This window comes from Citrobacter sp. MGH 55 (genome assembly GCF_016906145.1).
In the GTDB taxonomy this organism is placed as follows: domain Bacteria; phylum Pseudomonadota; class Gammaproteobacteria; order Enterobacterales; family Enterobacteriaceae; genus Citrobacter_A; species Citrobacter_A amalonaticus.
In genome coordinates this window covers 4,191,486-4,216,239 of sequence record NZ_CP070239.1, presented here as the reverse complement: position 1 = coordinate 4,216,239, position 24,754 = coordinate 4,191,486, and the positions used below count along the sequence as shown (strand labels likewise).

The 24,754-nt window shown below is 54.8% G+C and carries 24 protein-coding genes and 1 tRNA gene; 19 read left to right on the top strand and 6 right to left on the bottom strand.

What is annotated here, in order from left to right; genetic code table 11:
- Positions 1 to 2 precede the first annotated feature (2 nt).
- The 8 genes from JTI98_RS17630 (at position 3) to agp (ending at position 7,022) form a co-directional block, all read left to right on the top strand.
- Positions 3 to 1,286: an ABC transporter permease gene (locus JTI98_RS17630; RefSeq protein ID WP_200050664.1), complete on the top strand. Its 1,284-nt coding sequence runs from the start codon at positions 3 to 5 to the stop codon at positions 1,284 to 1,286.
- Positions 1,276 to 2,406, top strand: coding sequence for an FtsX-like permease family protein (locus tag JTI98_RS17625; RefSeq protein ID WP_043001052.1), 1,131 nt, complete (start codon positions 1,276 to 1,278; stop codon positions 2,404 to 2,406). The genes JTI98_RS17630 and JTI98_RS17625 overlap by 11 nt, the downstream gene beginning before the upstream one ends.
- A gap of 4 nt (positions 2,407 to 2,410) precedes the next feature.
- Positions 2,411 to 3,106 (top strand): ABC transporter ATP-binding protein, encoded by a 696-nt coding sequence (locus JTI98_RS17620; RefSeq protein ID WP_043001051.1) that lies wholly within the window; start codon positions 2,411 to 2,413, stop codon positions 3,104 to 3,106.
- Positions 3,093 to 3,578, top strand: coding sequence for a TlpA disulfide reductase family protein (locus tag JTI98_RS17615; protein ID WP_043001050.1), 486 nt, complete (start codon positions 3,093 to 3,095; stop codon positions 3,576 to 3,578). Before JTI98_RS17620 ends, JTI98_RS17615 begins: the two co-directional genes overlap by 14 nt.
- 24 nt (positions 3,579 to 3,602) lie before the next feature.
- Positions 3,603 to 4,091 (top strand): MarR family transcriptional regulator, encoded by a 489-nt coding sequence (locus tag JTI98_RS17610; protein ID WP_044327672.1) that lies wholly within the window; start codon positions 3,603 to 3,605, stop codon positions 4,089 to 4,091.
- An 86-nt stretch (positions 4,092 to 4,177) separates the two neighbouring features.
- Complete coding sequence (locus tag JTI98_RS17605; protein ID WP_044258064.1) at positions 4,178 to 4,936, top strand: sulfite exporter TauE/SafE family protein; 759 nt, start codon at positions 4,178 to 4,180, stop codon at positions 4,934 to 4,936.
- A 49-nt stretch (positions 4,937 to 4,985) separates the two neighbouring features.
- On the top strand, positions 4,986 to 5,693 hold the full coding sequence (locus JTI98_RS17600; RefSeq protein ID WP_216081595.1) for a helix-turn-helix transcriptional regulator: 708 nt from the start codon (positions 4,986 to 4,988) through the stop codon (positions 5,691 to 5,693).
- 87 nt (positions 5,694 to 5,780) lie between these two features.
- Positions 5,781 to 7,022 carry a bifunctional glucose-1-phosphatase/inositol phosphatase gene (agp, locus tag JTI98_RS17595; RefSeq protein ID WP_216081594.1) on the top strand — a complete coding sequence of 414 codons (1,242 nt, stop codon included), beginning with the start codon at positions 5,781 to 5,783 and terminating at the stop codon, positions 7,020 to 7,022.
- Between the two features lie 36 nt (positions 7,023 to 7,058).
- Here agp and JTI98_RS17590 read toward each other — a convergent pair whose 3' ends face one another.
- On the bottom strand, positions 7,059 to 7,286 hold the full coding sequence (locus JTI98_RS17590) for a YccJ family protein (RefSeq protein WP_042319758.1): 228 nt from the start codon (positions 7,284 to 7,286) through the stop codon (positions 7,059 to 7,061).
- A gap of 20 nt (positions 7,287 to 7,306) precedes the next feature.
- A complete protein-coding gene (wrbA, locus tag JTI98_RS17585) occupies positions 7,307 to 7,903 on the bottom strand; it encodes an NAD(P)H:quinone oxidoreductase (protein ID WP_043001045.1) in 597 nt (198 codons plus the stop codon).
- Positions 7,904 to 8,286: 383 nt separating this feature from the next.
- Between wrbA and JTI98_RS17580 the strand changes: the two genes are divergently transcribed.
- Together JTI98_RS17580 and rutR are read left to right on the top strand one after the other, a co-directional pair.
- Positions 8,287 to 8,460 (top strand): general stress protein, encoded by a 174-nt coding sequence (locus tag JTI98_RS17580; protein WP_043001044.1) that lies wholly within the window; start codon positions 8,287 to 8,289, stop codon positions 8,458 to 8,460.
- A gap of 163 nt (positions 8,461 to 8,623) precedes the next feature.
- Positions 8,624 to 9,262, top strand: a complete 639-nt coding sequence (gene rutR, locus JTI98_RS17575) for an HTH-type transcriptional regulator RutR (protein ID WP_044258058.1) — start codon at positions 8,624 to 8,626, stop codon at positions 9,260 to 9,262.
- Here the strand turns inward: rutR and JTI98_RS17570 are convergent.
- A complete protein-coding gene (locus tag JTI98_RS17570; RefSeq protein WP_216082262.1) occupies positions 9,259 to 9,654 on the bottom strand; it encodes a lysozyme inhibitor LprI family protein in 396 nt (131 codons plus the stop codon). The genes rutR and JTI98_RS17570 overlap by 4 nt on opposite strands.
- 59 nt (positions 9,655 to 9,713) lie before the next feature.
- Entirely contained in the window at positions 9,714 to 13,676 is a 3,963-nt protein-coding gene (gene putA / locus JTI98_RS17565) for a trifunctional transcriptional regulator/proline dehydrogenase/L-glutamate gamma-semialdehyde dehydrogenase (RefSeq protein WP_216081593.1), read from the bottom strand.
- 397 nt (positions 13,677 to 14,073) lie between these two features.
- On the opposite strand from putA, the gene putP reads away from it, so the two are divergent.
- The 5 genes from putP (at position 14,074) to phoH (ending at position 20,419) form a co-directional block, all read left to right on the top strand.
- On the top strand, positions 14,074 to 15,582 hold the full coding sequence (gene putP / locus JTI98_RS17560; protein ID WP_043001041.1) for a sodium/proline symporter PutP: 1,509 nt from the start codon (positions 14,074 to 14,076) through the stop codon (positions 15,580 to 15,582).
- 223 nt (positions 15,583 to 15,805) lie between these two features.
- On the top strand, positions 15,806 to 16,639 hold the full coding sequence (efeU, locus tag JTI98_RS17555; protein WP_046402040.1) for an iron uptake transporter permease EfeU: 834 nt from the start codon (positions 15,806 to 15,808) through the stop codon (positions 16,637 to 16,639).
- Positions 16,640 to 16,695: 56 nt separating this feature from the next.
- Positions 16,696 to 17,823 (top strand): iron uptake system protein EfeO, encoded by a 1,128-nt coding sequence (efeO, locus tag JTI98_RS17550; protein WP_044327601.1) that lies wholly within the window; start codon positions 16,696 to 16,698, stop codon positions 17,821 to 17,823.
- A 5-nt stretch (positions 17,824 to 17,828) separates the two neighbouring features.
- Positions 17,829 to 19,112 (top strand): iron uptake transporter deferrochelatase/peroxidase subunit, encoded by a 1,284-nt coding sequence (gene efeB / locus JTI98_RS17545; RefSeq protein WP_216081592.1) that lies wholly within the window; start codon positions 17,829 to 17,831, stop codon positions 19,110 to 19,112.
- A gap of 518 nt (positions 19,113 to 19,630) precedes the next feature.
- Complete coding sequence (gene phoH, locus JTI98_RS17540) at positions 19,631 to 20,419, top strand: phosphate starvation-inducible protein PhoH (RefSeq protein WP_043001036.1); 789 nt, start codon at positions 19,631 to 19,633, stop codon at positions 20,417 to 20,419.
- 189 nt (positions 20,420 to 20,608) lie between these two features.
- Here the strand turns inward: phoH and JTI98_RS17535 are convergent.
- Positions 20,609 to 20,696: transfer RNA gene (locus JTI98_RS17535), tRNA-Ser, on the bottom strand.
- Positions 20,697 to 20,930: 234 nt separating this feature from the next.
- Here JTI98_RS17535 and ghrA point away from each other — a divergent pair.
- From ghrA to JTI98_RS17515, 4 genes are all read left to right on the top strand, one after another.
- Positions 20,931 to 21,869: a glyoxylate/hydroxypyruvate reductase GhrA gene (gene ghrA / locus JTI98_RS17530; RefSeq protein WP_216081591.1), complete on the top strand. Its 939-nt coding sequence runs from the start codon at positions 20,931 to 20,933 to the stop codon at positions 21,867 to 21,869.
- A gap of 86 nt (positions 21,870 to 21,955) precedes the next feature.
- Positions 21,956 to 22,693: a phosphatase gene (locus JTI98_RS17525; RefSeq protein ID WP_043001034.1), complete on the top strand. Its 738-nt coding sequence runs from the start codon at positions 21,956 to 21,958 to the stop codon at positions 22,691 to 22,693.
- A 23-nt stretch (positions 22,694 to 22,716) separates the two neighbouring features.
- Positions 22,717 to 23,271, top strand: a complete 555-nt coding sequence (locus tag JTI98_RS17520) for a molecular chaperone (protein WP_044327605.1) — start codon at positions 22,717 to 22,719, stop codon at positions 23,269 to 23,271.
- 100 nt (positions 23,272 to 23,371) lie between these two features.
- On the top strand, positions 23,372 to 23,863 hold the full coding sequence (locus JTI98_RS17515; protein WP_043001032.1) for a DUF1097 domain-containing protein: 492 nt from the start codon (positions 23,372 to 23,374) through the stop codon (positions 23,861 to 23,863).
- A 32-nt stretch (positions 23,864 to 23,895) separates the two neighbouring features.
- Here JTI98_RS17515 and csgG read toward each other — a convergent pair whose 3' ends face one another.
- Positions 23,896 to 24,729, bottom strand: a complete 834-nt coding sequence (csgG, locus tag JTI98_RS17510) for a curli production assembly/transport protein CsgG (RefSeq protein ID WP_044258051.1) — start codon at positions 24,727 to 24,729, stop codon at positions 23,896 to 23,898.
- Positions 24,730 to 24,754 lie beyond the last annotated feature (25 nt).

Below are 24,754 nucleotides of genomic sequence, written 5' to 3'. Positions count from 1 at the left end.
CGATGCTGTGGCGAATGTTACGACAATCCTGGGGACGCAACTTGCGGCGTAAAGGGCTGGCAATTATCACGGTCTTTCTTGCAGCCAGCCTGATCTCGGCGCTGCTGGCGGTGTCGATCGATATCGGTGACAAAATGTCGAGGGAGCTCAAATCCTACGGCGCAAACATCCTGATTGAGCCTGCCGGACAAGCGACATTGCCTGCGCTGTTTAGCGAAAGCAGTAATCCGCTCTCTGGGCAGGATTTCCTTGATGAAGCTGAATTGCCGAATATCAAAGATATTTTCTGGCGCAATAACATTGTCGGTTTTGCGCCGATGCTGGGCGGTGAAGTCACCGTGAACGATAACGCGGTGCGCATTCTCGGGACGTTCTTCAGCCAACCGGTCGATATTCCGGATGAAGAGGGATATGAAACCGGACAGAAAACGGTTAGCCCGTTCTGGCAGGTGACCGGCGACTGGCCGCAGGAAGGCGAGAACAGTCCACCGCAAACGCTCGTGGGGCATGCGCTGGCGCGACAAACAGGATGGAAAGCGGGTGATACGCTGGTATTAAACAACGCGGATACAACAGTGCCTGTCACCGTCAGCGGGATCCTCTCCAGCGGCGGCGAGGAAGATAACCAACTGGTGATGCCGCTCGCAATAGCGCAGACGCTATTGGGGTTGCCCGGCAAGGTGCAGGCCATTCGTGTTTCGGCGCTGACGGTACCGGAAAATGAGCTTTCACGTCGCGCGCGGGAAAATCTGGATGCGCTTAATGCGGAAGAGTACGACCTCTGGTACTGCACTGCTTATGTTTCTTCTATCGCCCACCAACTGGAGGAGGCGATCTCCGGGGCGGAGGTGCGCCCGGTCTGGCAAGTCGCCGCCTCTGAAGGGGTGGTGATTGACAAAATTCAGTTGCTGATGGCGGTGGTGACGATTGCCGCGCTGGCGGCATCGGCAATGGGGATCGCCTCGCTGATGACCAGCACCATTATGGAACGCGCCAAAGAGATCGGTCTGATGAAGGCGCTTGGCGCGCGTCAGTGGCAGATCATGCTGCTGTTCTACCTCGAAGCCGCTTCCAGTGGGCTGGCTGGCGGGGCGCTGGGATGCGTTGCCGGATGGGGGCTGGCGAAAGCGATTGGCGTGATGCTGTTCGACGCACCGCTTGAATTCGCGTGGATTGTGGTGCCGTGTGTACTGGTGGTTGCGATGTTGATTGCCCTGATCGGAACCTGGTTCCCGGCGCGGCGCATTGCGCGACTTTATCCCGTGGAGGTGCTGTATGGCCGCTAAACGGACAATGCTCTGGCTGCTGGTGTGGCGGGCGCTGCGCCTGCGTTTTCAGCGGGTCAGCGTGGTTTTTGCCGCGCTGATGGTGGGGGCGACCATCGTGACGGCGCTGAGCGCGGTATGGTTCGACATCAATACTAAAATGAGTGAAGAGTTACGCACCTTCGGCGCCAACTTCTACATCGGGCCGGGGCACGGCGCGAGTATGCCACAGCGGGAGCTACAGACCCTTCTGGATGATGCGCCAGCGGGGCTGGTTCACGGTGCCAGTCCGTGGTTATACGGCATGGCGCGTACCGAACTGGAAAAAGTGGTGATCGTCGGCGTCTGGTTTGAATCGTTGCAAAAACTGGTGCCTTACTGGCAGGTTCAGGGGAGCTGGATTGGCGTCAGCTTCGACGATCGCAACGCGATGATTGGCGTCAAGCTGGCGGAGCGCCTCAACGTTCAGCCCGGCGATAACGTCACGCTGGTCGATCATAACCAGCGGAAAAACCTGCAGATTAAAGGCATTGTCGAAGCCGGTGACGCCACGGACAACATGCTGATCGTCAGCCTCGACGTGGCGCAAGCCTGGCTGCATCAGCCGGGGAAAATCAGCCACGGCCTGTTGAGCGTCAGTAATGATGTTGGCCAGGTTGATCGCTATGCCAGCCGGTTGCAAAGCCAGTATCCGGATCTGGAGATTCGCCCGGTGCGTAAAGTCTCCGCCTCAGAAGGACAGGTGCTGGATAAGATCAAAGGGCTGATGGGACTGGTATCGCTGGTGATTCTGGCGCTCTCTTCCCTGTGCGTGAATACCACCCTGATGGCGATAGTCGGCGAGCGTGCCCGCGAGTTCGCTCTGCAAAAAGCGCTGGGTGCCAGCAATGGCGACATCGTACGGCAAATCTTGCTGGAAACCTGCATTATCGCCCTTGCGGCCGTAGTGTGCGGCTGGTTGTTGGGGTATTTGCTGGCGCAACTGTTGGGACTGACGGTATTCAACGCGGCGATCTCGCTGCGTCTGCCGGTGCTGCCCATCACCCTCGTATTGTCTTTACTGGTCGCCATTCTGGCGGCGATTGTTCCGGTACGGCGTGCGGTCAGCGTCGAACCCGCTAACGTGCTGAAAGGAGAGTAGCGCCATGTCCGTGACGCAGATTCCACAGGTGGCGATCGAAACACGTCACCTCTATAAACGGTTTGGCGACGTTACCGCCCTGGATGATATTAACCTGCGAATTACGCAAGGGGAGTTTGTCGCCATCATGGGGGCCTCCGGCTCCGGGAAAACGACGCTGATGAACATCCTCACCTGTCTGGATACCGCAACGGAAGGTCAGGTGTTTCTTGAGGGTACGGACGCCGCCGCGCTGGATGAAGAGGGACGGCGTCGTTTTCGCGCCGAGAAGATTGGCCTGGTGTTCCAGCAATTCCATCTCATTCCCTTTTTAACCGCGCTGGAAAATATCATGCTGGCGCAGCACTACCACAGCGTGGTGGACGAGGCAGCAGCCAGAAAAGTACTGGAACAGGTCGGCCTTGGGCACCGCGTCACCCATTTACCCAGCCAGCTTTCCGGTGGGGAGCAGCAGCGTGTCTGTATTGCGCGGGCGCTGGTGAATGAGCCGCCGGTCATTTTCGCGGATGAACCGACAGGCAACCTCGATGAAGAGAATGAACAGCGGGTGTTGGATTTGCTTACCGATTTGCACCGCCAGGGGCGCACGATAGTCATGGTGACGCATAACCCGGCGCTTGGGCAGTTTGCCGATCGCATTTTGCGTCTGCAACACGGAAAGTATCTGGGAGAGGAGGCGATGCAACATGCGCTGGCTTAACGTTTTCATTCTCTCACTGGCGGTATTGCTCAGTGGCTGTAAAGAGGAAAAGCTGGCTGTCGGCGAAACGGCTCCGGCGCTGGCGGCCTTCGATTTACAAGGCCAGGAGTCCGGACTGGATCGCTGGCAGGGAAAATCCATCTACCTCAATTTCTGGTCGGCAGGCTGCGGTGGTTGTCTGGCGGAGATGGATTCGCTGGAAACGCTCAGCCAGAAATGGGGCGATAGCGTGGTAGTGGTGGCGGTGAATACCGATCCGGGTACGGTCAACCTTGATGCGCTTCTGGCGAAGCACCAGGTGTCGTATCCGGTCCTTCGCGATCAGATGAAAATCACTCAGGAACGATACCAGGTCATCGGCACACCGACCTCGGTCCTGATTGATCCACAAGGCCGGGTGCTGGAGTGGCATCAGGGAATGCGTAAACCGGCGGAATTAGCCGCCACGTTCGCCCGTCTCGCGGGGCAATAAGTTTTCGGTGGAGGGATACCGCTGATGGCATTTATCTGGAACGACGAGAGCCTGGCTCTCCTGCGTGAAAACGCGGGCGTCCTCTCGACGCAACACATTGCGCAGATGCTGTGCACCAATGTGACGGTGGTGCGCAATATGGCTTACCGGCTGAAACTCAGTTTGCGTGTGTCGGCGTATAGCCAGAAGAGAATTCAACAGGTTCAGGCATTGTATGAATCCGATGAACCGCTGACCATGAAGGAGATTGCCGTGCGAACCGGGCTCACGTTCAGCACGGTGCAGTACATCGTCTATGTCAAACTGAAACATAAGCCCTATGCCACCCGCGAGTTTATCGCGTTCGAAACACAGGATGCGGTGCATTACCGCGTGCAAAAAGAGTTTGTCGATACCGAGCGTACGCGACTGCAACAACCGATGGATAACAGCCGTTTTCAGGAACTGTATCTCAAAGACGGGACAGCCTACTGCGCGCGTAACATCCGCCATGAAGTCATTATCTCTGAATAGCGGAAACCACATTTCGTTCGCTGACGAAGCAAGCATTGTCGCAAGCATTCAGGATAGGTCATCTTCTCCTTACAGGACGCTGAAGCATGACCCTTCTTTTTGCATTCGACCCCGACCAGGTTGTGATGATTGCCTTAACCTTTGTTCTTGCGGGGATGGTGAAAGGCGTCACCGGCATGGGACTGCCTACCGTGGCAATGGGGATCCTCGGCTCGCTGATCTCACCGGTTGCGGCGGCGGCTATGCTGTTGTTACCTTCGCTTATCAGCAATCTGTTTCAGTTTGGCGGCGGTGGAAATACCCGGATGTTGCTGAAGCGACTCTGGCCGATGTTGCTAACGGTGGTGATTGCCACACTGTTGGCCAGCGTCTGGATCACCGGTGGCGAGACTTCCCGCACACAGTTTGCGCTCGGGCTGGCGCTGATGGTGTATGCGCTCTGGACCCTGGCGGGAAAACGAATTGCGATCGCACCGCGGCGTGAAAAACCGCTCTCACTGGTTGTCGGATTCGCTACCGGCTTGTTGACCGGCGGAACGGGCGTCTTTGTGATGCCGGCGGTGCCGTGGATCCAGTCGCTGGGCTTTGAGAAGGATGAACTAGTTCAGGCGCTCGGTATCTCTTTTACCTTTTCCACGCTGGCGTTAGCACTGGGTCTGTGGTGGCACGACGCGCTCCCCGTGCAGTCGCTGAGCTTATCGGCATTCGCCATCGTTCCGGCGCTGCTCGGCCAGTGGGCAGGCACTCGTATCCGACGGGTCATCTCACCCGTTGTCTTTAAACGTTGCTTTCTGTTTTGTCTGATGGGGCTAAGTATCGAAATGATGCTCCGTGCTGTGACTTAATGACAAAATCGTGCCATGGTTAACCCCTCCCCGAGGCTGAGAGGTCAGTATGACGTCAATAGTCGTAAATGAAGAAGACGGCGAACTCGAATCACGAATGGCGCTGACGGCGGCGGTGATGGCGGACAAATCGCGATCCCGGATGCTGTGTGCGCTGATGGATGGCCGGGCATGGACGGCGACGGAACTGAGCGCGGTGGCGGATATCTCGCCGTCTACCGCCAGTGCGCACCTGGCCCGTCTGTGCGAGCAGCGGTTCGTGGTTTCTCTCGCCCAGGGGCGGCACCGCTATTTTCGCCTTGCAAGCGCAGACATTGCGGAACTGCTGGAGCGTCTGATGGGCGTCGCCTGGACATCAACGGCATCGCGGAAAATCACTACGCCTTTCAGTTTGCGTCATGCGCGGACCTGTTATGACCATCTGGCCGGAGAAGTGGCGGTGAGACTGTTTGATACGCTGGTTTCCCGACAGTGGCTGACGGCAGATGGCGAAACCTTGACGCCTCTGGGTGAGGAGAAACTGGCGGATCTGGGCATTGTCGTACAGGCCAGCGTGTCGCGACGCAAATTTAGCTGCGGCTGTCTGGACTGGAGCGAGCGACGTTATCATCTGGGTGGTGTACTTGGCGCGGCGCTACTGACCTGGCTTACCGGGCAGCGGTGGATCAAAACAGCACCGGGAAGCCGCCAGGTCACCTTCACGCCCTCCGGGATCCGCAAGCTGCAAATGATATTTGGCATCAATATGATGCGCTGAATCCCTGTTTTTGCGGTCTCGTTCCCAAAAATGTGTCATATATCTGTCACACTTATGAATGACGAAAAACAACACGAGGTCGTAGGGATGAACAAATCGTTAATTGCCGCCGCTGTGGCAGGGGTTATGATGGTGTCTTCTGCCGCGCAGGCACAAACGGCGCCGGAAGGCTATCAGCTACAGCAAGTATTGATGATGAGTCGACATAACTTACGTGCGCCGCTGGCGAACAATGGCAGCGTGCTGGAGCAGTCCACTCCGAATAAATGGCCTGAATGGGATGTGCCGGGCGGACAGCTCACCACCAAAGGTGGCGTGCTGGAAGTGTATATGGGCCATTACATGCGTGAATGGCTGGCAGAGCAGGGGATGGTGAAATCCGGCGAGTGCCCGGCACCGGATACGGTCTATACCTATGCCAACAGTCTGCAGCGTACGGTCGCGACCGCCCAGTTCTTTATCACCGGCGCATTCCCTGGCTGCGATGTTCCGGTGCATCACCAGGAAAAAATGGGCACCATGGACCCCACCTTTAACCCGGTGATCACCGATGATTCAGCGGCTTTCCGCGAGAAAGCCGTACAGGCGATGGAAAAAGAGCGCAGCCAGATGCAACTTGATGACAGCTACAAGTTGCTGGAACAGATGATCAACTACAAAGACTCGCCATCGTGCAAGGAAAAACAGCAGTGTTCGCTGACTGACGCTAAAGATACCTTTAGCGCGAACTATGAGCAGGAGCCCGGTGTCTCCGGACCGCTGAAAGTGGGGAACTCGCTGGTGGACGCTTTCACGCTGCAATACTACGAAGGATTCCCGATGGATCAGGTGGCCTGGGGCGAAATTAAATCCGATCAGCAGTGGAAGGTGTTGTCGAAACTGAAAAATGGCTATCAGGACAGCCTGTTTACCTCTGCGGAGGTCGCACGTAACGTGGCGAAACCGCTGGTGAAATACATCGACAAAGCGCTGGTAACCGAACAGGCGAAAGCGCCGAAAATTACCGTGCTGGTGGGGCATGACTCAAACATCGCCTCACTGCTTACCGCACTGGAATTCAAACCCTATCAGTTACATGATCAAAACGAACGCACGCCGATTGGCGGCAAAATTGTCTTCCAGCGCTGGCATGACACGAAGGCCAACCGCGATCTGATGAAAATTGAGTATGTGTATCAGAGTTCAGAGCAACTGCGTAATGCGGATGTGCTGACGCTGAAAGCCCCGGCGCAACGCGTGACCCTGGAGTTGAAAGGATGCCCGATTGATGCGAACGGTTTCTGTCCGATCGACAAGTTTGACGCACTGCTGAATGAGGCGGCGAAATAAATGAGGTTCCCCCGCGCAAGCGGGGGATTTAACGGCTTAAACGTTTTTACGTTCGATGGTCTGTTCGCCCCAGAAGAGCGCGTCTTTATCTGTCTTATCAAAGGCTTTAATGAGCACTTCATCGCTGCCTTCTTCCCAAATTTTTTCTGCCAGCTTTTCGTCATATCCGGCAACTTCAAATATGGCTTCGGCTATTTCCGGCGATGTATTGCGCAGACTTGCCCACTCACCGACGTGATGAGCCTTCGCTTCTTGAGTTGGCATTCTTATCCTCCCGTTGAAGATTAGCCGTTGAGCTTCACTGCCAGACCGGCAACGTATTCGCCCTGATAACGTGCGATAGAGAGCTCTTCCTGACTGGGCTGGCGTGAACCGTCACCCCCGGCAATGGTCGTTGCGCCATAAGGCGTACCACCGCGAACTTGCGAAACATCGAACAGTTCCTGTGCGGCGTAGCCGATGGGCACAATCACCATCCCATGATGGGCAAGTGTAGTCCATGTAGACGTAATCGTTTGTTCCTGACCGCCGCCTGTCCCGGTAGAACTGAAAACGCTGGCGAGTTTGCCATACAGCGCGCCGGACGCCCACAATCCGCCCGTCTGATCGAGGAAGGTACGCATCTGGCCTGACATATTGCCAAAGCGCGTTGGCGTACCAAAAATAATGGCGTCGTAATCCGCCAGTTCTTGCGGGGTGGCGACGGGCGCGTTTTGCGTCTTGCCTCCGGCTTTGGCAAAAATTTCAGCTGGCATGGTTTCCGGTACACGCTTAATCACGACCTCTGCGCCGTCCACTTTGTTTGCCCCTTCCGCTACCGCGTGCGCCATCGTTTCGATGTGTCCGTACATGGAATAATAAAGCACCAGAACTTTAGCCATTTGTACTACTCCTCGTATTAACCGTGTCTGTAGCGATTCGCTACCCTCTTTAAAGATATGACGTGGTGCTGAGAGTGCAAATATCACGACCATTTCTTTGATTTATAACAAATTTTAGGGCCTCCTGTTTTGTAGCAAAATGATACATTTTCTCGCCGCTAAATTTTGCTAATCATAAGAAAGGCTTATTGATAAATTGAGGCAATTATTTCTCAACACGGACTTAAGCTGTTGCAGGATATTACCAGCGGCGGGCCGAACGCTCTGTATTGCCTAAGCTTAGTTTCACGTCGCGAGGTGAATGGCATCCGCCATCCGTGGCGTGAGGAGTCACTCCTCAGTACCTATGCAATATGATGTCTAATCAATGACGGAGGTCAGTAATGGCAAACCATCGAGGCGGTTCCGGTAATTTTGCCGAAGACCGTGAAAGAGCATCAGAAGCAGGTAAGAAAGGTGGTCAGCACAGCGGGGGGAATTTTAAAAATGACCCGCAGCGTGCCTCTGAAGCAGGTAAAAAAGGGGGCAAGAGCAGTGGTGGTAGCCGTAACAGCTAGCATTGCCGCACTTGTCGATCATCATGTTCAGCCTACCCTAACTGCGTGATGACGCCACCGCCGCCGGATACTCCGGCGGTTTTTTTTGCCCGTCAGGTTGAACTGAAAGGAAACGCCACGCAGACTATGCGCCACTGACAGATTCACCGAACAAGGAAAGGGCATGGCCGAACGTGCTGAGAAAAAAACAGGTAAACGCTCGCAGGCGGTCAGCGCGAAACGCGAAGCGATTCTGACAGCCGCATTAAATACGTTTTCACAATATGGTTTTCACGGCACCCGTATTGAACACATTGCCGAGCAGGCCGGCGTCTCCAAAACCAATCTTCTTTATTACTACCCGTCAAAAGAGGCGCTGTATGTCGCCGTGCTACGACAGATTCTGGATATCTGGCTGGCGCCCTTAAAAGCGTTTCGGGAAGATTTTGCGCCATTGGCTGCCATTAAAGAGTACATCCGGCTGAAGCTGGAAGTGTCCCGTGATTACCCGCAGGCCTCGCGTCTTTTTTGCATGGAGATGCTGGCCGGTGCGCCGCTGTTGATGGATGAATTGACCGGCGATCTGAAAACGCTGATTGATGAAAAGTCCGCGCTGATTGCCGGTTGGGTGAAGAGCGGCAAACTGGCGCCGATCGACCCGCATCATCTGATCTTCATGATTTGGGCTTCAACACAGCATTACGCCGACTTTGCGCCTCAGGTTGAGGCGGTGACGGGCGCAACGCTGCGTGACGAAACCTTTTTTAATCAGACGGTTGAAAACGTTCAGCGCATGATTATTGAGGGAATTCGCGTTCGTTAATTGGCAGGCGGCAGTGGGCAGCTCATATCGCCTTCTTCGCACTGTAGCAGCGAGGCGAGAAACGCTTCACGCTCGGCGGTTTTATCCGCCAGACACTGATTGGCGATCATCACCTGAGCACTTCCCCCCTCGGTGCCGGAGCTGATAAGCGCGCAGTCGGCATCGCGCATGGCGATCCACGCGGTCTGCGCCTTTTTCAGCAGTTCCTGCTGTGGCGGGGCTGCGCGTTTCAGCGCATTCTGATACGTTTCATTCAGTTCTTTGTCTGCCGTCTGATACTGGGTGACGGCACAGGTATTCATTTCCGCTTGCGTGCTGGCATTTGCGCAGCCATCGGCCAGCGCCTGACCGCTGAGCAGCAGCGCAGCGCAGGTGAGTAGTATTCGTTTCATCATTCCCTCTGGCTCCATAAAAAAAGGCCCCGTTTCCGGAGCCTTAATTAACCACAGCCTTAGCCAATTGTCATCAGGCTTGCGTTACCTCCGGCGGCTGCCGTGTTCACGCTTAACGAACGCTCGACGTACAGTCGCTCCAGCAGAATATTGCTTTCACCACGGGCGAAACCTTGTACCGAGACAATCGCGCCTTCACGGGCTGCTACCGCTTCACACAGGGAGCGAAGCTGATCGGAATCGCCGTGGAAGATCACCGCATCAAAAGGCTGCGTTGTCAGGCTGTCGGTTTTCGCAAACGCAATGCGGGCAGAAACCGCTGCCGGCAGGCGTTTCGCCAGGTCACGGTGAAAGGCATCGTCAGTCCACAAAATCTGACTCCCGACCGAAGTGACGGCGGCAAGTTGCACCAGCGCATCCTGTTCATCATCCGCGATACACAGTACGCGCTCACGCGGTAACAGCGTCCAGGTGTTACGCTCCCCGGTAGGGCCAGGCAGCAGACGCTGCGTACCGGCCTGCGCCAGTTCGCCAAACTGTTGGCAAAGTTGACGTAACACAGGACGATCGGCCGCCCACTCGCTGAGCGCTTCCAGCGGCTGGATCAGCGCGGCTTTCAACTGGGCGTCTACCGGATAGTCCGCATCCTGACGCGCCAGAGTGATGGCCAGCGCATTTTCCGGACGATTTGCCAGCAGACGGTAGAGATAGAGCGGCCCACCGGCTTTTGGGCCGGTCCCCGAGAGTCCTTCGCCGCCGAACGGCTGTACGCCGACGACCGCCCCCACCATATTCCGGTTAACGTACAGGTTGCCTACGTGCGCCGAACCGGTGACCTGGGCAATGGTTTCATCAATACGGGTATGGACGCCCAGCGTCAGACCGTAGCCGGAGGCGTTGATTTGGTCAATCAGCGCGTCCAGGTTGTTGCGGTTGTAGCGTACAACGTGCAGAACCGGACCAAAGACCTCTTTTTGCAGCTCATCAATGCTTTCCAGTTCGATCAGCGTTGGCGCAACGAATGTACCGCTTTGCCATTCACGGACATCTTCACTGTTTTCACGCGCCGCCTGGAATACCGGACGACCTTTCGCCCGCATAGCCTGAATATGCTGTTCAATATTGGCTTTGGCTTCACTGTCGATCACTGGACCGATATCGGTGGTCAGACGCCCCGGGTTGCCCATCCGGCATTCGGCCATCGCGCCACGCAGCATTTTCAGCGTGTGGTCGGCGATATCATCCTGTAGACAGAGTATGCGCAGCGCGGAGCAGCGCTGTCCGGCGCTGTCAAATGCCGAGGACAGTACGTCGACCACCACCTGTTCGGTGAGGGCAGACGAGTCAACAATCATCGCGTTCATGCCGCCCGTTTCGGCGATCAGGGGAATCGGACGTCCCTGTGCATCCAGACGCGTCGCGATGTTACGTTGCAGCAGCGTCGCCACTTCGGTAGAACCGGTAAACATCACGCCGCGCACGCGGCTGTCGGCGGTCAATTGCGCGCCCACCGTTTCACCCCGGCCAGGCAGCAGTTGCACCACGCCCGGCGGTACGCCAGCTTCCAGCAAGATGGCAATGCCCTGGGCTGCGATAAGCGGCGTCTGTTCCGCGGGTTTTGCCAGTACGCTGTTGCCTGCAGCCAGCGCGGCGGCGATTTGTCCGCTGAAAATGGCCAGCGGGAAGTTCCACGGGCTGATGCAAACCACCGGACCGAGCGGGCGGTGGGTCTCATTATCAAAATCGTCACGCACCTGACCGGCGTAATAATGCAGGAAGTCTACTGCTTCACGCACTTCGGCAATGGCGTTGGCGAAGCTCTTACCGGCTTCACGCACCAGAATGCCGATCAGCTGTTGCATCTGGCCTTCCATCAACACGGCAGCGCGATGGAGGATGGCGGCACGTTCATGCGGCGGCGTCGCAAACCAGATAGGAGCATTGTTCACCGCGCTTTGCAGCGCCTGTTCGACTTCAGCTTCACTGGCTTCACGAACATAGCCGACGATGTCTTTCGGTTCTGCCGGGTTGACCACCGGGCTCATTTCGCCCTCGGCAACCGGTGTCTCGAGCATCGGCAACGCTCGCCATTTTTGCAGCGCGCTGTTGAGCAGGGCAGAGGAGAGTGAGGCCAGACGATGTTCGTTGGAAAGATCCAGACCGGCAGAGTTTTCGCGCCCTTTGCCGTACAAATCGCGCGGCAGCGGAATTTTCGGATGCGGCAGACCGGTCTGACCTTCCTGCTGCGCCAGTTTTTCGACGGCCTCGACCGGATCGGCCACCAGTTCGTCCAGCGGCAGCGTGGTATCCGCGATACGGTTAACAAAGGAGGTGTTCGCCCCGTTTTCCAGCAGACGACGCACCAGGTACGCCAGCAGCGTTTCATGGGTGCCAACCGGTGCATAAATGCGGCACGGACGGTTCAGTTTGCCATCCGCCACTTTACCGGTGACCTGTTCGTACAGCGGCTCACCCATTCCGTGCAGGCACTGGAACTCATACTGACCTGGATAGTAGTTCTGCCCGGCCAGCTGATAAATGGCTGCCAGCGTATGGGCGTTGTGGGTCGCAAATTGTGGGTAGATCAAATTCGGTACGGCGAGCAGCTTTTTCGCGCAGGCGAGATAAGAGACATCGGTGTAGACCTTGCGCGTATAAACCGGGTAGCCTTCCAGACCGTCCATCTGGGCGCGTTTGATCTCGCTATCCCAGTAGGCGCCTTTGACCAGGCGGATCATCAGACGGCGACGGCTGCGGGTGGCCAGATCGATCAGGTAATCGATGACGAACGGGCAACGTTTCTGGTACGCCTGAATGACGAAACCAATACCGTTCCAGCCAGCCAGTTCAGGTTCAAAACACAGTTTTTCCAGCAGATCGAGGGAGATCTCCAGACGGTCGGCCTCTTCGGCATCGATATTGATGCCGATATCATACTGGCGCGCCAGCAGCGTCAACGACTTCAGGCGCGGATAGAGCTCTTCCATCACACGATCGTACTGGGCACGGCTATAACGCGGATGCAGGGCGGAGAGCTTGATAGAGATCCCCGGACCTTCATAAATCCCGCGTCCGTTCGACGCTTTACCAATCGCATGAATCGCCTGCTGATAGGAGACCATATAGGCCTGCGCATCAGCTGCGGTCAGCGCGGCTTCACCCAGCATATCGTAAGAGTAGCGGAAGCCTTTTTCTTCCAGCTTACGGGCATTCGCCAGCGCTTCGGCAATGGTTTCTCCGGTCACGAACTGTTCGCCCATCAGACGCATCGCCATATCGACGCCTTTACGGATCAGCGGCTCACCGCTCTTACCGATAATGCGGTTCAGGGAGCGAGAAAGGCTGGCTTCGTTATGGGTGGAGACCAGACGACCGGTGAACAGAAGACCCCAGGTCGCCGCGTTGACGAACAACGACGGACTACGACCAATGTGCGACTGCCAGTTACCGTTGCTGATTTTGTCGCGGATTAAGGCATCGCGCGTGGCTTTATCCGGAATACGCAGCAGCGCTTCCGCCAGACACATCAGCGCCACCCCTTCCTGCGAAGAGAGAGAAAACTCCTGCAGCAAGCCTTGCACCATACCGGCACGGCCGCTGGCTGTTTTCTGATTACGCAGTTTATCCGCCAGTTGGTAAGCCAGCTTATGGGCCTGTTCGGCTACCGGCTGCGGCAGACGCGCCTGTTCCATCAGCATCGAGACCGCGTCAGTTTCAGAGCGACGATACGCTGCGGTAATGGCGGAACGCGAGACCGACTGTGGGAGGATCTGCTCGGCAAATTCCAGGAAAGGTTGATGGATCTCTTCCTGCGGTGCCGTGGATTCATCGCCTTCGTTGGCGGCTCCGGCCAATAGCGCAGGAATTTCTGGCAGCGTGTCATCGTTTTCCAGTTTTTCCAGGTAATTAAAGATTGCCTGCTTAATCAACCAGTGCGGGGTGCGATCAATTCGCGTTGCCGCTGACTTAATGCGCTCGCGCGTTGCGTCATCCAGTTTAACCCCCATCGTGGTGGTTCCCATGCCATCTGCTCCTGTTGTTCGGTGAGGTACTGCTTATCGTTATCGAGAAATATCTACTATGTTGCAACTTTGTGCAACCACGTTAAATGTGACCTGTATAACAAGCTTAAAAATGAATGAAATGTTAATAAAAGAAAGATGTATGACGTTGGGAAAAATAATAACGCTATCTTTTTCTCTGCGGCAGTTAACACTTTTAAAAGGTGCAACCGCGAAAAATGTGAGAGAGTGCAACCTGCCAGAAAATAGTGTTCATCTGCATTTAAATTTGATGTAAATGATGTGTTAAATCGATTGTGAATAAACCCCGCTTCCGGCAGGATACGGTCGCCCGGGAAATACAACAGGCTTTGCCACGTTCCGGCAGAGCAATAAAACAGAAGAGTCTGGAGATTTTATGGCAATTAGCACACCGATGCTGGTGACGTTCTGTGTCTATATTTTTGGCATGATACTGATTGGTTTTATCGCCTGGCGTTCAACCAAGAACTTTGATGATTATATTTTGGGGGGCCGCAGTCTCGGGCCATTTGTCACCGCATTATCTGCGGGCGCGTCGGACATGAGCGGCTGGCTGCTGATGGGCTTACCGGGCGCGATTTTCATTTCCGGGATTTCAGAAAGCTGGATTGCCATCGGCCTGACGTTAGGGGCGTGGATCAACTGGAAGCTGGTGGCCGGGCGCCTTCGCGTGCACACCGAACATAATAATAACGCTCTGACGCTGCCGGACTACTTCACCGGGCGCTTTGAAGACAAGAGCCGGGTTCTGCGCATTATCTCCGCGCTGGTGATTCTGCTGTTCTTCACTATTTATTGTGCATCCGGCATCGTGGCAGGAGCGCGTCTGTTTGAAAGCACCTTTGGCATGAGCTACGAAACCGCACTGTGGGCAGGCGCGGCGGCCACCATCCTCTATACCTTTATTGGCGGATTCCTCGCGGTAAGCTGGACGGATACCGTACAAGCCAGTCTGATGATTTTTGCGCTGATCCTGACGCCGGTGATTGTCATCATCAGCGTTGGGGGCTTTGGCGATTCGCTGGAAGTCATTAAACAGAAGAGCATTGAGAACGTTGATATGCTCAAAGGGCTGAATTTCGTCGCCATCATTTCCCTGATGGGCTGGGGCCTGGGCTACTTTGGTCAGCCACACATTCTGGCGCGTTTTATGGCGGCGGATTCCCACCACAGCATCGTTCATGCCCGCCGTATCAGCATGGCCTGGATGATTCTCTGTCTGGCGGGCGCGGTCGCGGTCGGTTTCTTCGGCATCGCTTACTTCAACAACAATCCGGCGCTGGCGGGGTCGGTGAACCAGAACGCGGAGCGCGTGTTCATCGAACTGGCGCAAATCCTGTTTAACCCGTGGATTGCCGGTATCCTGCTGTCTGCGATTCTCGCGGCGGTAATGTCAACGCTGAGCTGTCAGTTGCTGGTATGCTCCAGCGCCATTACCGAAGATCTGTACAAAGCGTTCCTGCGCAAAGGTGCCAGCCAACAGGAGCTGGTTTGGGTAGGGCGCATTATGGTGCTGGTGGTCGCGCTGGTGGCGATCGCCCTGGCGGCGAACCCGGATAACCGGGTGCTGGGTCTGGTGAGCTACGCCTGGGCTGGTTTCGGCGCCGCGTTTGGTCCGGTGGTACTGTTCTCGGTGATGTGGTCGCGTATGACTCGCAACGGCGCACTGGCCGGGATGATTATCGGTGCCGTGACGGTGATCGTCTGGAAACATTTCGGTTGGCTGGATCTGTACGAAATCATTCCGGGCTTTATCTTCGGCAGCGTCGGTATCGTCGTCTTCAGTCTGTTGGGTAAAGCGCCATCATCGGCGATGCTCAAACGCTTTGCTGAGGCTGACGCGCACTATCATTCCGCACCGCCATCGCGTTTGCAGGAAGGCTAACGTCTCAGTTCACTGACTAATCAGGCCCGCTTCGTGCGGGCTTTTTTGTCTTTTTCAGCTATCGCTTCCTGCCACAATCATTAACCCGCTAAGTGTTTACATTCTGACATCATTATCATTACATTCTGCTTGAGTTTTCTCTTGCCGTAATGATAATCACTATCACTGTAATTTACCTTTCTTTGCATCAGTTGACTAAGAATAACGTTTAAGGGTGTCTGGCATGTTTGTTCCGTTTCTAATTATGTTGCGTGAAGGGCTGGAAGCCGCACTGATAGTCAGCCTGATAGCCAGTTATCTGAAGCGTACCCAACGAGGCCGTTGGATTGGCGTGATGTGGATTGGTGTATTTCTGGCGGCGGCGCTGTGTCTGGGCCTTGGGATCTTCATCAACGAGACCACCGGTGAGTTTCCGCAGAAGGAGCAGGAACTGTTTGAGGGTATCGTTGCGGTGATTGCTGTGGTGATCCTCACCTGGATGGTGTTCTGGATGCGTAAGGTTTCGCGCAACGTCAAAGTCCAACTGGAGCAGGCGGTCGACAGCGCATTACAGCGCGGTAATCACCACGGCTGGGCACTGATCATGATGGTCTTTTTCGCCGTGGCGCGTGAAGGGCTGGAATCCGTTTTTTTCCTGCTGGCGGCCTTTCAACAGGATGTCGGGATCTGGCCACCAGTGGGGGCCATGCTGGGGCTGGCGACTGCGGTTGTTCTCGGTTTCTTACTCTACTGGGGCGGTATCCGTCTGAACCTGGGCGCTTTCTTTAAGTGGACCAGCCTGTTCATTTTGCTGGTGGCAGCCGGTCTTGCTGCAGGCGCGATTCGCGCCTTCCACGAAGCGGGATTGTGGAATCACTTCCAGGACGTGGCATTTGATATGAGCGCTATTCTTTCGACGCACTCGCTGTTTGGCACTTTGATGGAAGGCATTTTTGGCTACCAGGAAGCTCCGAGCGTCAGTGAAGTTGCGGTCTGGTTTATCTACCTGATACCGGCGCTGGTGGTGTTTGCATTGCCGCCGCGCACAGGCACAACCGCGTCCCGCGCAGCGCCTTGACGCTTCGCGACGCAAACTATTATGTAGTTACAACATACTTATTTAAAGGGATGGTCATGACGAATCACTTTCGCCGTAGTGCGCTGCAGCTTGGCATGGCTGCACTGTTTGCTTCTGCTTTTACTGCCCATGCTGCGGATATTCCGCAGGTTAACGTCACGGTAACGGATAAACAATGTGAGCCGATGAGCATTACGGTTAATGCCGGCAAAACCCAGTTCATCATTCAAAACCACAGTCAGAAAGCGCTGGAATGGGAGATCCTGAAGGGGGTGATGGTGGTTGAAGAACGCGAAAACATCGCGCCGGGATTCAGCCAGAAGATGACTGCCAATCTACAACCGGGCGAATATGACATGACCTGTGGCCTGCTGACGAACCCGAAAGGGAAGTTGATTGTTAAGGGCAGCGCGACGGCCGATGCCGCGCAGAGTGACACTTTGCTGAGTCTGGGTGGCGCTATCACCAACTATAAAGCCTATGTGACCGAAGAGACCGCGCAGCTGGTGGCGGGAACTAAAGCCTTCACCGATGCCATTAAGGAGGGCGATCTGGAGAAAGCGAAGTCACTGTATGCGCCAACCCGTCAGCATTACGAACGTATCGAGCCGATTGCTGAGCTGTTCTCCGATCTTGACGGCAGCATTGATGCCCGTGAAGACGATTACGAACAAAAAGCCGCCGACCCGAAATTTACCGGCTTCCACCGTCTGGAAAAAGCGCTGTTTGGCGATAACTCGGTCAAAGGGATGGAGAACTACGCCGATCAGTTGAATACCGACGTTCTGGATCTGCAAAAACGCATCAGTGAACTGGCATTCCCACCGTCAAAAGTGGTTGGCGGTGCAGCAGGACTGATTGAAGAAGTGGCGGCCAGTAAAATCAGCGGCGAGGAAGATCGCTACAGCCATACCGATCTGTGGGATTTCCAGGCGAACGTTGACGGAGCGCAGAAGATCGTAGACCTGCTGCGTCCGCAACTGCAAAAAGAGAACAGCGAGCTGTTAGCAAAAGTGGATGCGAACTTCAAAAAAGTGGATACCATCCTCGCGAAATATCGCACCAAAGATGGTTTTGAGACTTACGATAAACTGACCGATGCAGATCGCAACGCGCTGAAAGGCCCGATTACGACGCTGGCGGAAGATCTCGCGCAATTACGCGGTGTACTGGGTCTGGATTAAGCACCATGCAGCATGATGATATAAACGGCGTGAGCGAACCATCACGCCGACGTTTGTTGAAAGGAATGGGCGCGCTCGGCGGCGCGTTGGCATTGGCCGGCGGTTGTCCGGTCGCCCATGCGCAAAAGCCGCAAAGCGCGCCGGGAACCTTGTCGCCGGATGCTCGTAGCGAGACTCAGCCTTTTTACGGTCCCCATCAGGCGGGTATTTTGACGCCGCAGCAGGCTTCAATGATGCTGGTGGCATTTGACGTTCTGGCATCGGATAAAGGTGAGCTCGAACGATTGTTTCGCCTGCTGACGAAACGTATTGCTTTCCTGACCACTGGCGGCCCGGCACCGGAAACGCCGAACCCGCGTTTGCCACCAATGGACTCCGGGATCCTCGGCGCCTTCATCGCGCCGGATAACCTGACCATGACGCTGTCGGTGGGGCATTCGCTGTTCGATACGCGCTTTGGCCTACAGGCGCAGATGCCAAAGACGTTGCAGAAAATGACCCGTTTCCCGAATGACTCTCTGGATGCGGCGTTATGCCATGGCGATGTGTTGCTACAGATTTGCGCTAACACCCAGGATACGGTGATCCATGCCCTGCGCGATATCATCAAACATACGCCGGATTTGCTGAGCGTTCGCTGGAAGCGAGAAGGGTTTATATCCGACCATGCGGCGCGCAGTAAGGGTAAAGAGACTCCGGTCAATTTACTGGGCTTTAAAGACGGTACGGCGAATCCGGACAGCAGCGATGTAAAGCTGATGCAGGACGTGGTGTGGGTGACGGCGGAGCAGGGGGAACCGGCGTGGGCCATTGGCGGATCTTATCAGGCTGTTCGTCTGATTCAGTTTCGCGTCGAATTCTGGGATCGCACGCCGCTCAAAGAGCAGCAAACCATTTTTGGCCGCGATAAGCACACCGGCGCTCCGTTGGGGATGCAGCACGAACATGATGTGCCGGATTACGCCAGCGACCCGGACGGCAACGTTATTGCGCTGGACAGCCACATTCGTCTGGCGAATCCACGCACGGCACAGACGCAGTCGAGCCTGATGTTGCGTCGTGGATACAGCTACTCCCTTGGCGTGACGCCATCCGGACAGCTTGATATGGGATTGCTGTTTGTCTGCTATCAACACGACCTGGAAAAAGGGTTCCTGACCGTGCAGAAGCGGCTAAACGGCGAAGCGCTGGAAGAGTACGTTAAGCCGATTGGCGGCGGCTATTTCTTCGCGCTACCGGGAATCAAGCAGGCCGATCGCTATCTGGGCCAGTCTCTGCTTGAAGCCTGACAGTGATACCCCGTCTGTGGGCGGGGTATGTTGCGTCTCACGCGGCGGAAAATATTCTTTTTTTATATGATCCGTTTTTTGAAATAATTTTGTAATATCTCCGTAAGAGACTGTTGCCAACAGAAATGAGAATTTAGTTAACGTCAGGTAAAAATATTGTTGCGTTATTGCTAAGTTCTGATGTAATTATACGTAATAGCGGTAGTTCCCGGCAGTGATGGTTATTCACTATGGAGATCGCGAATGGTAAAGTCCTCTCGTGGACACGTTTCTGACAGTTTTTGCAGCCTATTACGCGGAAGTCTCTCCTCCGGTAGCCATCTCGTCACCGCTAAATTTCTCTCATTTTCCCCTCTTCTTCGTGTTACTGACGCCATATTCGGTGCGCGTAGCCGTGTGTGGCGTCTATTCGAAAGGCAAGCAATGGCTTACAAGGAAGCCAACCCGCAGATGTTCGTGCGCATAATCGCGCTGCCAACGGCGCGTGTGATGAATACCAACAACTCAAGGTGCTATCCATGGGAAGACAAAAAGCAGTGATCAAAGCTCGTCGTGAAGCAAAACGTGTGCTGAGACGGGACTCACGCAGTCATAAACAGCGTGAAGAAGAATCGGTCACCTCGCTTGTGCAGATGAGTGGCGTAGAAGCGATTGGCATGGCGCGCGACAGTCGCGACGCCACGCCAATCATGGCGCGCAATGAGGCTCAATCGCACTACCTGAATGCTATCGAGAGTAAACAACTGATTTTCGCTACGGGCGAAGCCGGGTGTGGTAAAACCTGGATCAGTGCGGCAAAAGCAGCAGAGGCCCTGATACATAAAGATGTAGACAGGATCATTGTCACCCGTCCAGTTCTGCAGGCTGATGAAGATCTCGGCTTCTTACCTGGAGATGTATCGGAGAAGTTTGCTCCCTATTTCCGGCCGGTTTATGACGTGCTGGTTAAACGACTCGGGGCATCTTTTATGCAGTACTGCCTGCGACCTGAAATCGGTAAGGTGGAAATCGCGCCGTTCGCCTACATGCGCGGACGTACATTTGAAAATGCAGTGGTCATTCTTGACGAGGCTCAGAACGTCACTGCTGCGCAAATGAAGATGTTCTTAACGCGCCTCGGGGAGAATGTGACGGTTATCGTCAACGGGGACATTACCCAGTGCGATTTACCCCCTCATGTTCAGTCAGGGCTCAGTGACGCGCTGGCCCGCTTTAAAGAAGATGAAATGATAGGGATTGTTCGCTTCAATAAAGATGATTGCGTTCGCTCGGCGCTCTGCCAACGAACGCTGAATGCGTACAGTTAAGTTAGCAATCTTTGCGCTCAGAGCCCGGGAAAACCGGGCTTTGTTTTTTAGGCGAATGTCACATAGGGTGGTGAGGGGGATTGACTGGCTGCGCTCGTTGTCGACCCCCGGTCGGGGATTCWCATCCCCCCCATTGAGGAATATAAAAGAAAAGAGCCGATACATAAGTACCGGCTCTYATCTGAAATATGGCGGTGAGGGGGGGATTCGAACCCCCGATACGTTGCCGTATACACACTTTCCAGGCGTGCTCCTTCAGCCACTCGGACACCTCACCATATTGTTGTTCCTCAACGACTGGAACGGGCGCTAATTTAGGGAAATACGCCGCCTGCGTCAATCAACTTTTCCAAAAAATCGTGCGTTTATACAAACTTCAAGCAACCTGTAGGTTAATTAGGCGAAAACTGCTTTTTTTGCCAGCGCCAGCGAATTTGCTATGCTGATGATCCCTTTGAAAACGATGATAATAAGTGCGAAAAATTCCGCACAACAACCCGCAGGAGTCAATATGGATATCATTTTCTATCACCCTACGTTTGATACCCCCTGGTGGATCGCTGCCCTGGAAAAGGCTATTCCGGGTGCCAGAGTCCGGGAGTGGAAGCAGGGCGATACCGATCCGGCAGATTATGCGCTGGTCTGGCATCCACCGGTAGAAATGTTGGAAGGGCGTAAACTTAAGGCGGTGTTCGCACTTGGGGCGGGTGTAGATTCGATCCTGAGCAAACTGAAAGCCCATCCCACGATGCTGGATCCTGCCATTCCTCTCTTTCGTCTCGAAGATACCGGTATGGGCTTGCAGATGCAGGAATACGCGGTCAGTCAGGTGCTGCACTGGTTCCGCCGTTTTGATGATTACCAGGCGCTGAAAAACGAGAGCCAATGGCGACCGCTGCCGGAATATACGCGCGAGGTGTTTACCGTGGGAATTATGGGGGCTGGCGTACTGGGCGCGAAAGTGGCTGAAAGTTTGCAGGCCTGGGGTTTCCCGCTGCGCTGCTGGAGTCGCAGTCGTAAAACCTGGCCTGGCGTTGAGAGTTTCGCAGGCACTGAAGAGTTAGGCGCATTCCTTAGCCAGACTCGCGTGTTGATAAATCTGCTGCCCAATACGGCGGAAACGGTCGGCATTATCAATGGCAAACTGCTTGACCAACTGCAGGATGGGGCGTATCTGCTGAATCTCGCGCGTGGCGTGCACGTTAATGAAGATGATCTGCTCGCCGCACTGAACAGTAATAAACTCAAAGGGGCGATGCTGGATGTCTTCAGCCGTGAACCGCTGCCTGCGGATAGTCCGCTGTGGAAACATCCGCGTGTGGCGATGACGCCGCACATTGCGGCAGTCACGCGTCCTGCTGAAGCCGTCGCCTATATTTCCCGCACGATTTCGCATCTGGAAAACGGCGAAGCGGTGACCGGGCAGGTCGACCGTCAGCGCGGTTACTAAGGGAAGCCCGGCATCTGCCGGGTTTCGACTAATAAACGCAGGCGATTCCTGCTATCCTTGTCGAAAAATGACCACAGGAGAGAGACATGTATCCCGTTGACCTGCATATGCATACCGTCGCCAGCACCCATGCTTATAGTACTCTGAGCGATTACATCGCCCAGGCGAAGCGTCAGGGACTGAAACTGTTCGCAATTACCGATCACGGTCCGGACATGGCGGATGCTCCACACCACTGGCATTTCATCAATATGCGTATCTGGCCGCGCGTGGTGGATGGGGTCGGGATCCTGCGAGGCATTGAGGCAAATATCAAAAATATCGAAGGTGAAATCGACTGTACCGGGCCGATGCTCACCTCACTGGATCTGATCATCGCGGGCTTCCATGAGCCGGTTTTCGCCCCCCACGATGAAGCCACCAATACGCAGGCGATGATCGCCACTATGGCGAGCGGCGTTGTGCATATCATTAGCCACCCCGGGAATCCGAAGTATCCCGTTGATATCACGGCAATTGCCGAGGCTGCGGCAAAATACAATGTTGCACTGGAGATTAACAACTCTTCCTTCCTTCATTCACGCAAAGGCAGTGAAGCAAACTGTCGCGCGGTAGCGGCAGCGGTACGTGATGCTGGCGGCTGGGTGGCGTTGGGTTCAGATTCTCATACCGCCTTTACAATGGGCGATTTCGGTGAGTGTCTGAAAATTATCGAAGAAGTGAATTTCCCGGAAGATCGTATTTTGAACGTGACCCCGAAACGATTACTCAATTTCCTGGAATCACGCGGAATGGCGCCGATTCCTGAATTTGCTGAACTTTAACTACCACGAGCTGGAATATTTTGATGAACGAGTTTTCAATCCTGTGCCGCGTACTGGGATCGCTGTATTACCGTCAACCGCAGGATCCTTTGCTGGTTCCGCTTTTTACCCTGATTCGCGAGGGTAAACTCCAGGCGAGCTGGCCGCTTGAGCAAGATGAACTGTTAGCGCGTCTGCAGAAAAGCTGTGATATGACCCAGTTGGCGGCGGATTACAACGCGCTGTTTGTCGGTGCGGAGTGCGCGGTGCCACCGTATCGCAGCGCGTGGGTGGAAGGGGCGACAGAATCAGAAGTGCGCTCCTTCCTTTCTGCACGAGGTATGCCGCTTGGCGAAACGCCAGCCGATCATATTGGTACGTTGCTGCTGGCCGCCTCCTGGCTGGAAGATCAGTCTGCGGAGGATGAAAGCGAGGCGCAGGAAACTCTGTTCGCGGACTACATCATTCCGTGGTGCGATACCTTCCTCGGTAAAGTGGAAGCGCACGCCGCAACCCCTTTCTGGCGAACGATGGCGCCGTTAACACGCGATGCCATTGGCGCAATGTGGGATGAACTGGAAGAAGAGACTGACGAATAATTGTGATATATATCACTTTTGTATGCAACTTGATTTAATCATTGCATAAATTGTGTGCGTGATCTCATTCATATTGTCGTTTTCTGCTATCATGCGCGGCATGAACATACTTCTTTCCATTGCAATCACAACGGGCATTCTCTCCGGTATCTGGGGATGGGTGGCCGTGTCTCTTGGCTTACTCAGTTGGGCTGGCTTTTTAGGCTGTACCGCCTATTTCGCCTGTCCGCAGGGTGGGTTAAAGGGGTTGGCCATTTCGGCCTCCACGCTGTTGAGCGGCGTGGTGTGGGCGTTGGTCATTATTTACGGTAGCGCGTTGACGCCGCATCTCGAACTGGTGGGTTATGTGATTACCGGCGTGGTGGCCTTCCTGATGTGTATTCAGGCAAAGCAAGTTTTACTGTCATTTGTGCCAGGCACATTTATCGGTGCATGCGCCACGTTTGCCGGGCAGGGAGACTGGAAACTGGTCTTGCCTTCACTGGCGGTCGGTTTGCTCTTTGGCTATGCCATGAAAAACAGCGGACTGTGGCTGGCGGCCCGGCGAGAAAGACACAGTACGCGAACCGTTGCGGAAAATAAAAAAGCGTGAGGAAATCCTCACGCTTTTTTTTATCCTGATCATCAGGATTCCGGCGGTACCGACATATGACGATATTTCACCAGAATGTCGTTCTGGCGATCGGCTTTATTCTGCAAATCCCACAACCCACGATCGATACCATCGTTGATAAGGAAGATGACGCCCGTCTCAATGGCGGACATCAGGCACAACATCACCGGTTCGTTGGAAGTGTAGCCAATTTCACCTTCCAACAGTCTCTGATAATCGATAAAGCGGAACACCCCAGCCTGCACTTCATAAGACAGAATGGTTTTACTGGTGTTGACCGAGGAGAGGATCTCGCCGGTGCTGACGTTGACTACGCGCAGGTTCACCGCAATCTGGTCAAGCTGGTATTGCGTGTCTGCGCCGATACCGAAGTAACGCGCACCGACGCCGCCGGATTTCACGTTACTTTCGTAGCCGATAATCGACCCTTCAACCATGATGTTTGCCGCCGTCAGCGACTGTAGCGGGATTCGGTTGTTGATGGCGACAGTCCCGTTTTCCTGAGCGGCACGAATGATCTTACGTTCATTCAGCAAGTTTTGCAGTCCCTGGCGCTCCAGTGGAACAAACCAGCGGGAATCTTTCAGTGCGGTGACCAGCATCGCAGTGGCGCTTTGTGGGACGGCTGTTGAGAAGTTACTGGCCGGGTAGGGTTTAAACTGCCCGGTTTCATCCTGAATGTTATACACCGAGACAAAAATTTTACCCGTTGGAATCGGTAAATGCGTTAAATCCTTATAACTTTGCGCACGGGGCATTAAGGTCGGTTTAGCGGCTTCTTTTGGCGGGGCGGTTAAGCATCCGCTCAGTAAAATGACGGCGACGAATACAAGTAAGCGCTGCATGATGATTGTCCTTACGTGGCGGTAC

Excerpts from the sequence above, each read along its gene's own strand:
- JTI98_RS17630 (WP_200050664.1), top strand. The coding sequence starts at position 3 with ATGCTGTGGCGAATGTTACGACAATCCTGGGGACGCAACTTGCGGCGT.
- JTI98_RS17625 (WP_043001052.1), top strand. The coding sequence starts at position 1,276 with ATGGCCGCTAAACGGACAATGCTCTGGCTGCTGGTGTGGCGGGCGCTG.
- JTI98_RS17620 (WP_043001051.1), top strand. The coding sequence starts at position 2,411 with ATGTCCGTGACGCAGATTCCACAGGTGGCGATCGAAACACGTCACCTC.
- JTI98_RS17615 (WP_043001050.1), top strand. The coding sequence starts at position 3,093 with ATGCGCTGGCTTAACGTTTTCATTCTCTCACTGGCGGTATTGCTCAGT.
- JTI98_RS17610 (WP_044327672.1), top strand. The coding sequence starts at position 3,603 with ATGGCATTTATCTGGAACGACGAGAGCCTGGCTCTCCTGCGTGAAAAC.
- JTI98_RS17605 (WP_044258064.1), top strand. The coding sequence starts at position 4,178 with ATGACCCTTCTTTTTGCATTCGACCCCGACCAGGTTGTGATGATTGCC.
- JTI98_RS17600 (WP_216081595.1), top strand. The coding sequence starts at position 4,986 with ATGACGTCAATAGTCGTAAATGAAGAAGACGGCGAACTCGAATCACGA.
- agp (WP_216081594.1), top strand. The coding sequence starts at position 5,781 with ATGAACAAATCGTTAATTGCCGCCGCTGTGGCAGGGGTTATGATGGTG.
- JTI98_RS17590 (WP_042319758.1), bottom strand. The coding sequence starts at position 7,286 with ATGCCAACTCAAGAAGCGAAGGCTCATCACGTCGGTGAGTGGGCAAGT.
- wrbA (WP_043001045.1), bottom strand. The coding sequence starts at position 7,903 with ATGGCTAAAGTTCTGGTGCTTTATTATTCCATGTACGGACACATCGAA.
- JTI98_RS17580 (WP_043001044.1), top strand. The coding sequence starts at position 8,287 with ATGGCAAACCATCGAGGCGGTTCCGGTAATTTTGCCGAAGACCGTGAA.
- rutR (WP_044258058.1), top strand. The coding sequence starts at position 8,624 with ATGGCCGAACGTGCTGAGAAAAAAACAGGTAAACGCTCGCAGGCGGTC.
- JTI98_RS17570 (WP_216082262.1), bottom strand. The coding sequence starts at position 9,654 with ATGAAACGAATACTACTCACCTGCGCTGCGCTGCTGCTCAGCGGTCAG.
- putA (WP_216081593.1), bottom strand. The coding sequence starts at position 13,676 with ATGGGAACCACCACGATGGGGGTTAAACTGGATGACGCAACGCGCGAG.
- putP (WP_043001041.1), top strand. The coding sequence starts at position 14,074 with ATGGCAATTAGCACACCGATGCTGGTGACGTTCTGTGTCTATATTTTT.
- efeU (WP_046402040.1), top strand. The coding sequence starts at position 15,806 with ATGTTTGTTCCGTTTCTAATTATGTTGCGTGAAGGGCTGGAAGCCGCA.
- efeO (WP_044327601.1), top strand. The coding sequence starts at position 16,696 with ATGACGAATCACTTTCGCCGTAGTGCGCTGCAGCTTGGCATGGCTGCA.
- efeB (WP_216081592.1), top strand. The coding sequence starts at position 17,829 with ATGCAGCATGATGATATAAACGGCGTGAGCGAACCATCACGCCGACGT.
- phoH (WP_043001036.1), top strand. The coding sequence starts at position 19,631 with ATGGGAAGACAAAAAGCAGTGATCAAAGCTCGTCGTGAAGCAAAACGT.
- ghrA (WP_216081591.1), top strand. The coding sequence starts at position 20,931 with ATGGATATCATTTTCTATCACCCTACGTTTGATACCCCCTGGTGGATC.
- JTI98_RS17525 (WP_043001034.1), top strand. The coding sequence starts at position 21,956 with ATGTATCCCGTTGACCTGCATATGCATACCGTCGCCAGCACCCATGCT.
- JTI98_RS17520 (WP_044327605.1), top strand. The coding sequence starts at position 22,717 with ATGAACGAGTTTTCAATCCTGTGCCGCGTACTGGGATCGCTGTATTAC.
- JTI98_RS17515 (WP_043001032.1), top strand. The coding sequence starts at position 23,372 with ATGAACATACTTCTTTCCATTGCAATCACAACGGGCATTCTCTCCGGT.
- csgG (WP_044258051.1), bottom strand. The coding sequence starts at position 24,729 with ATGCAGCGCTTACTTGTATTCGTCGCCGTCATTTTACTGAGCGGATGC.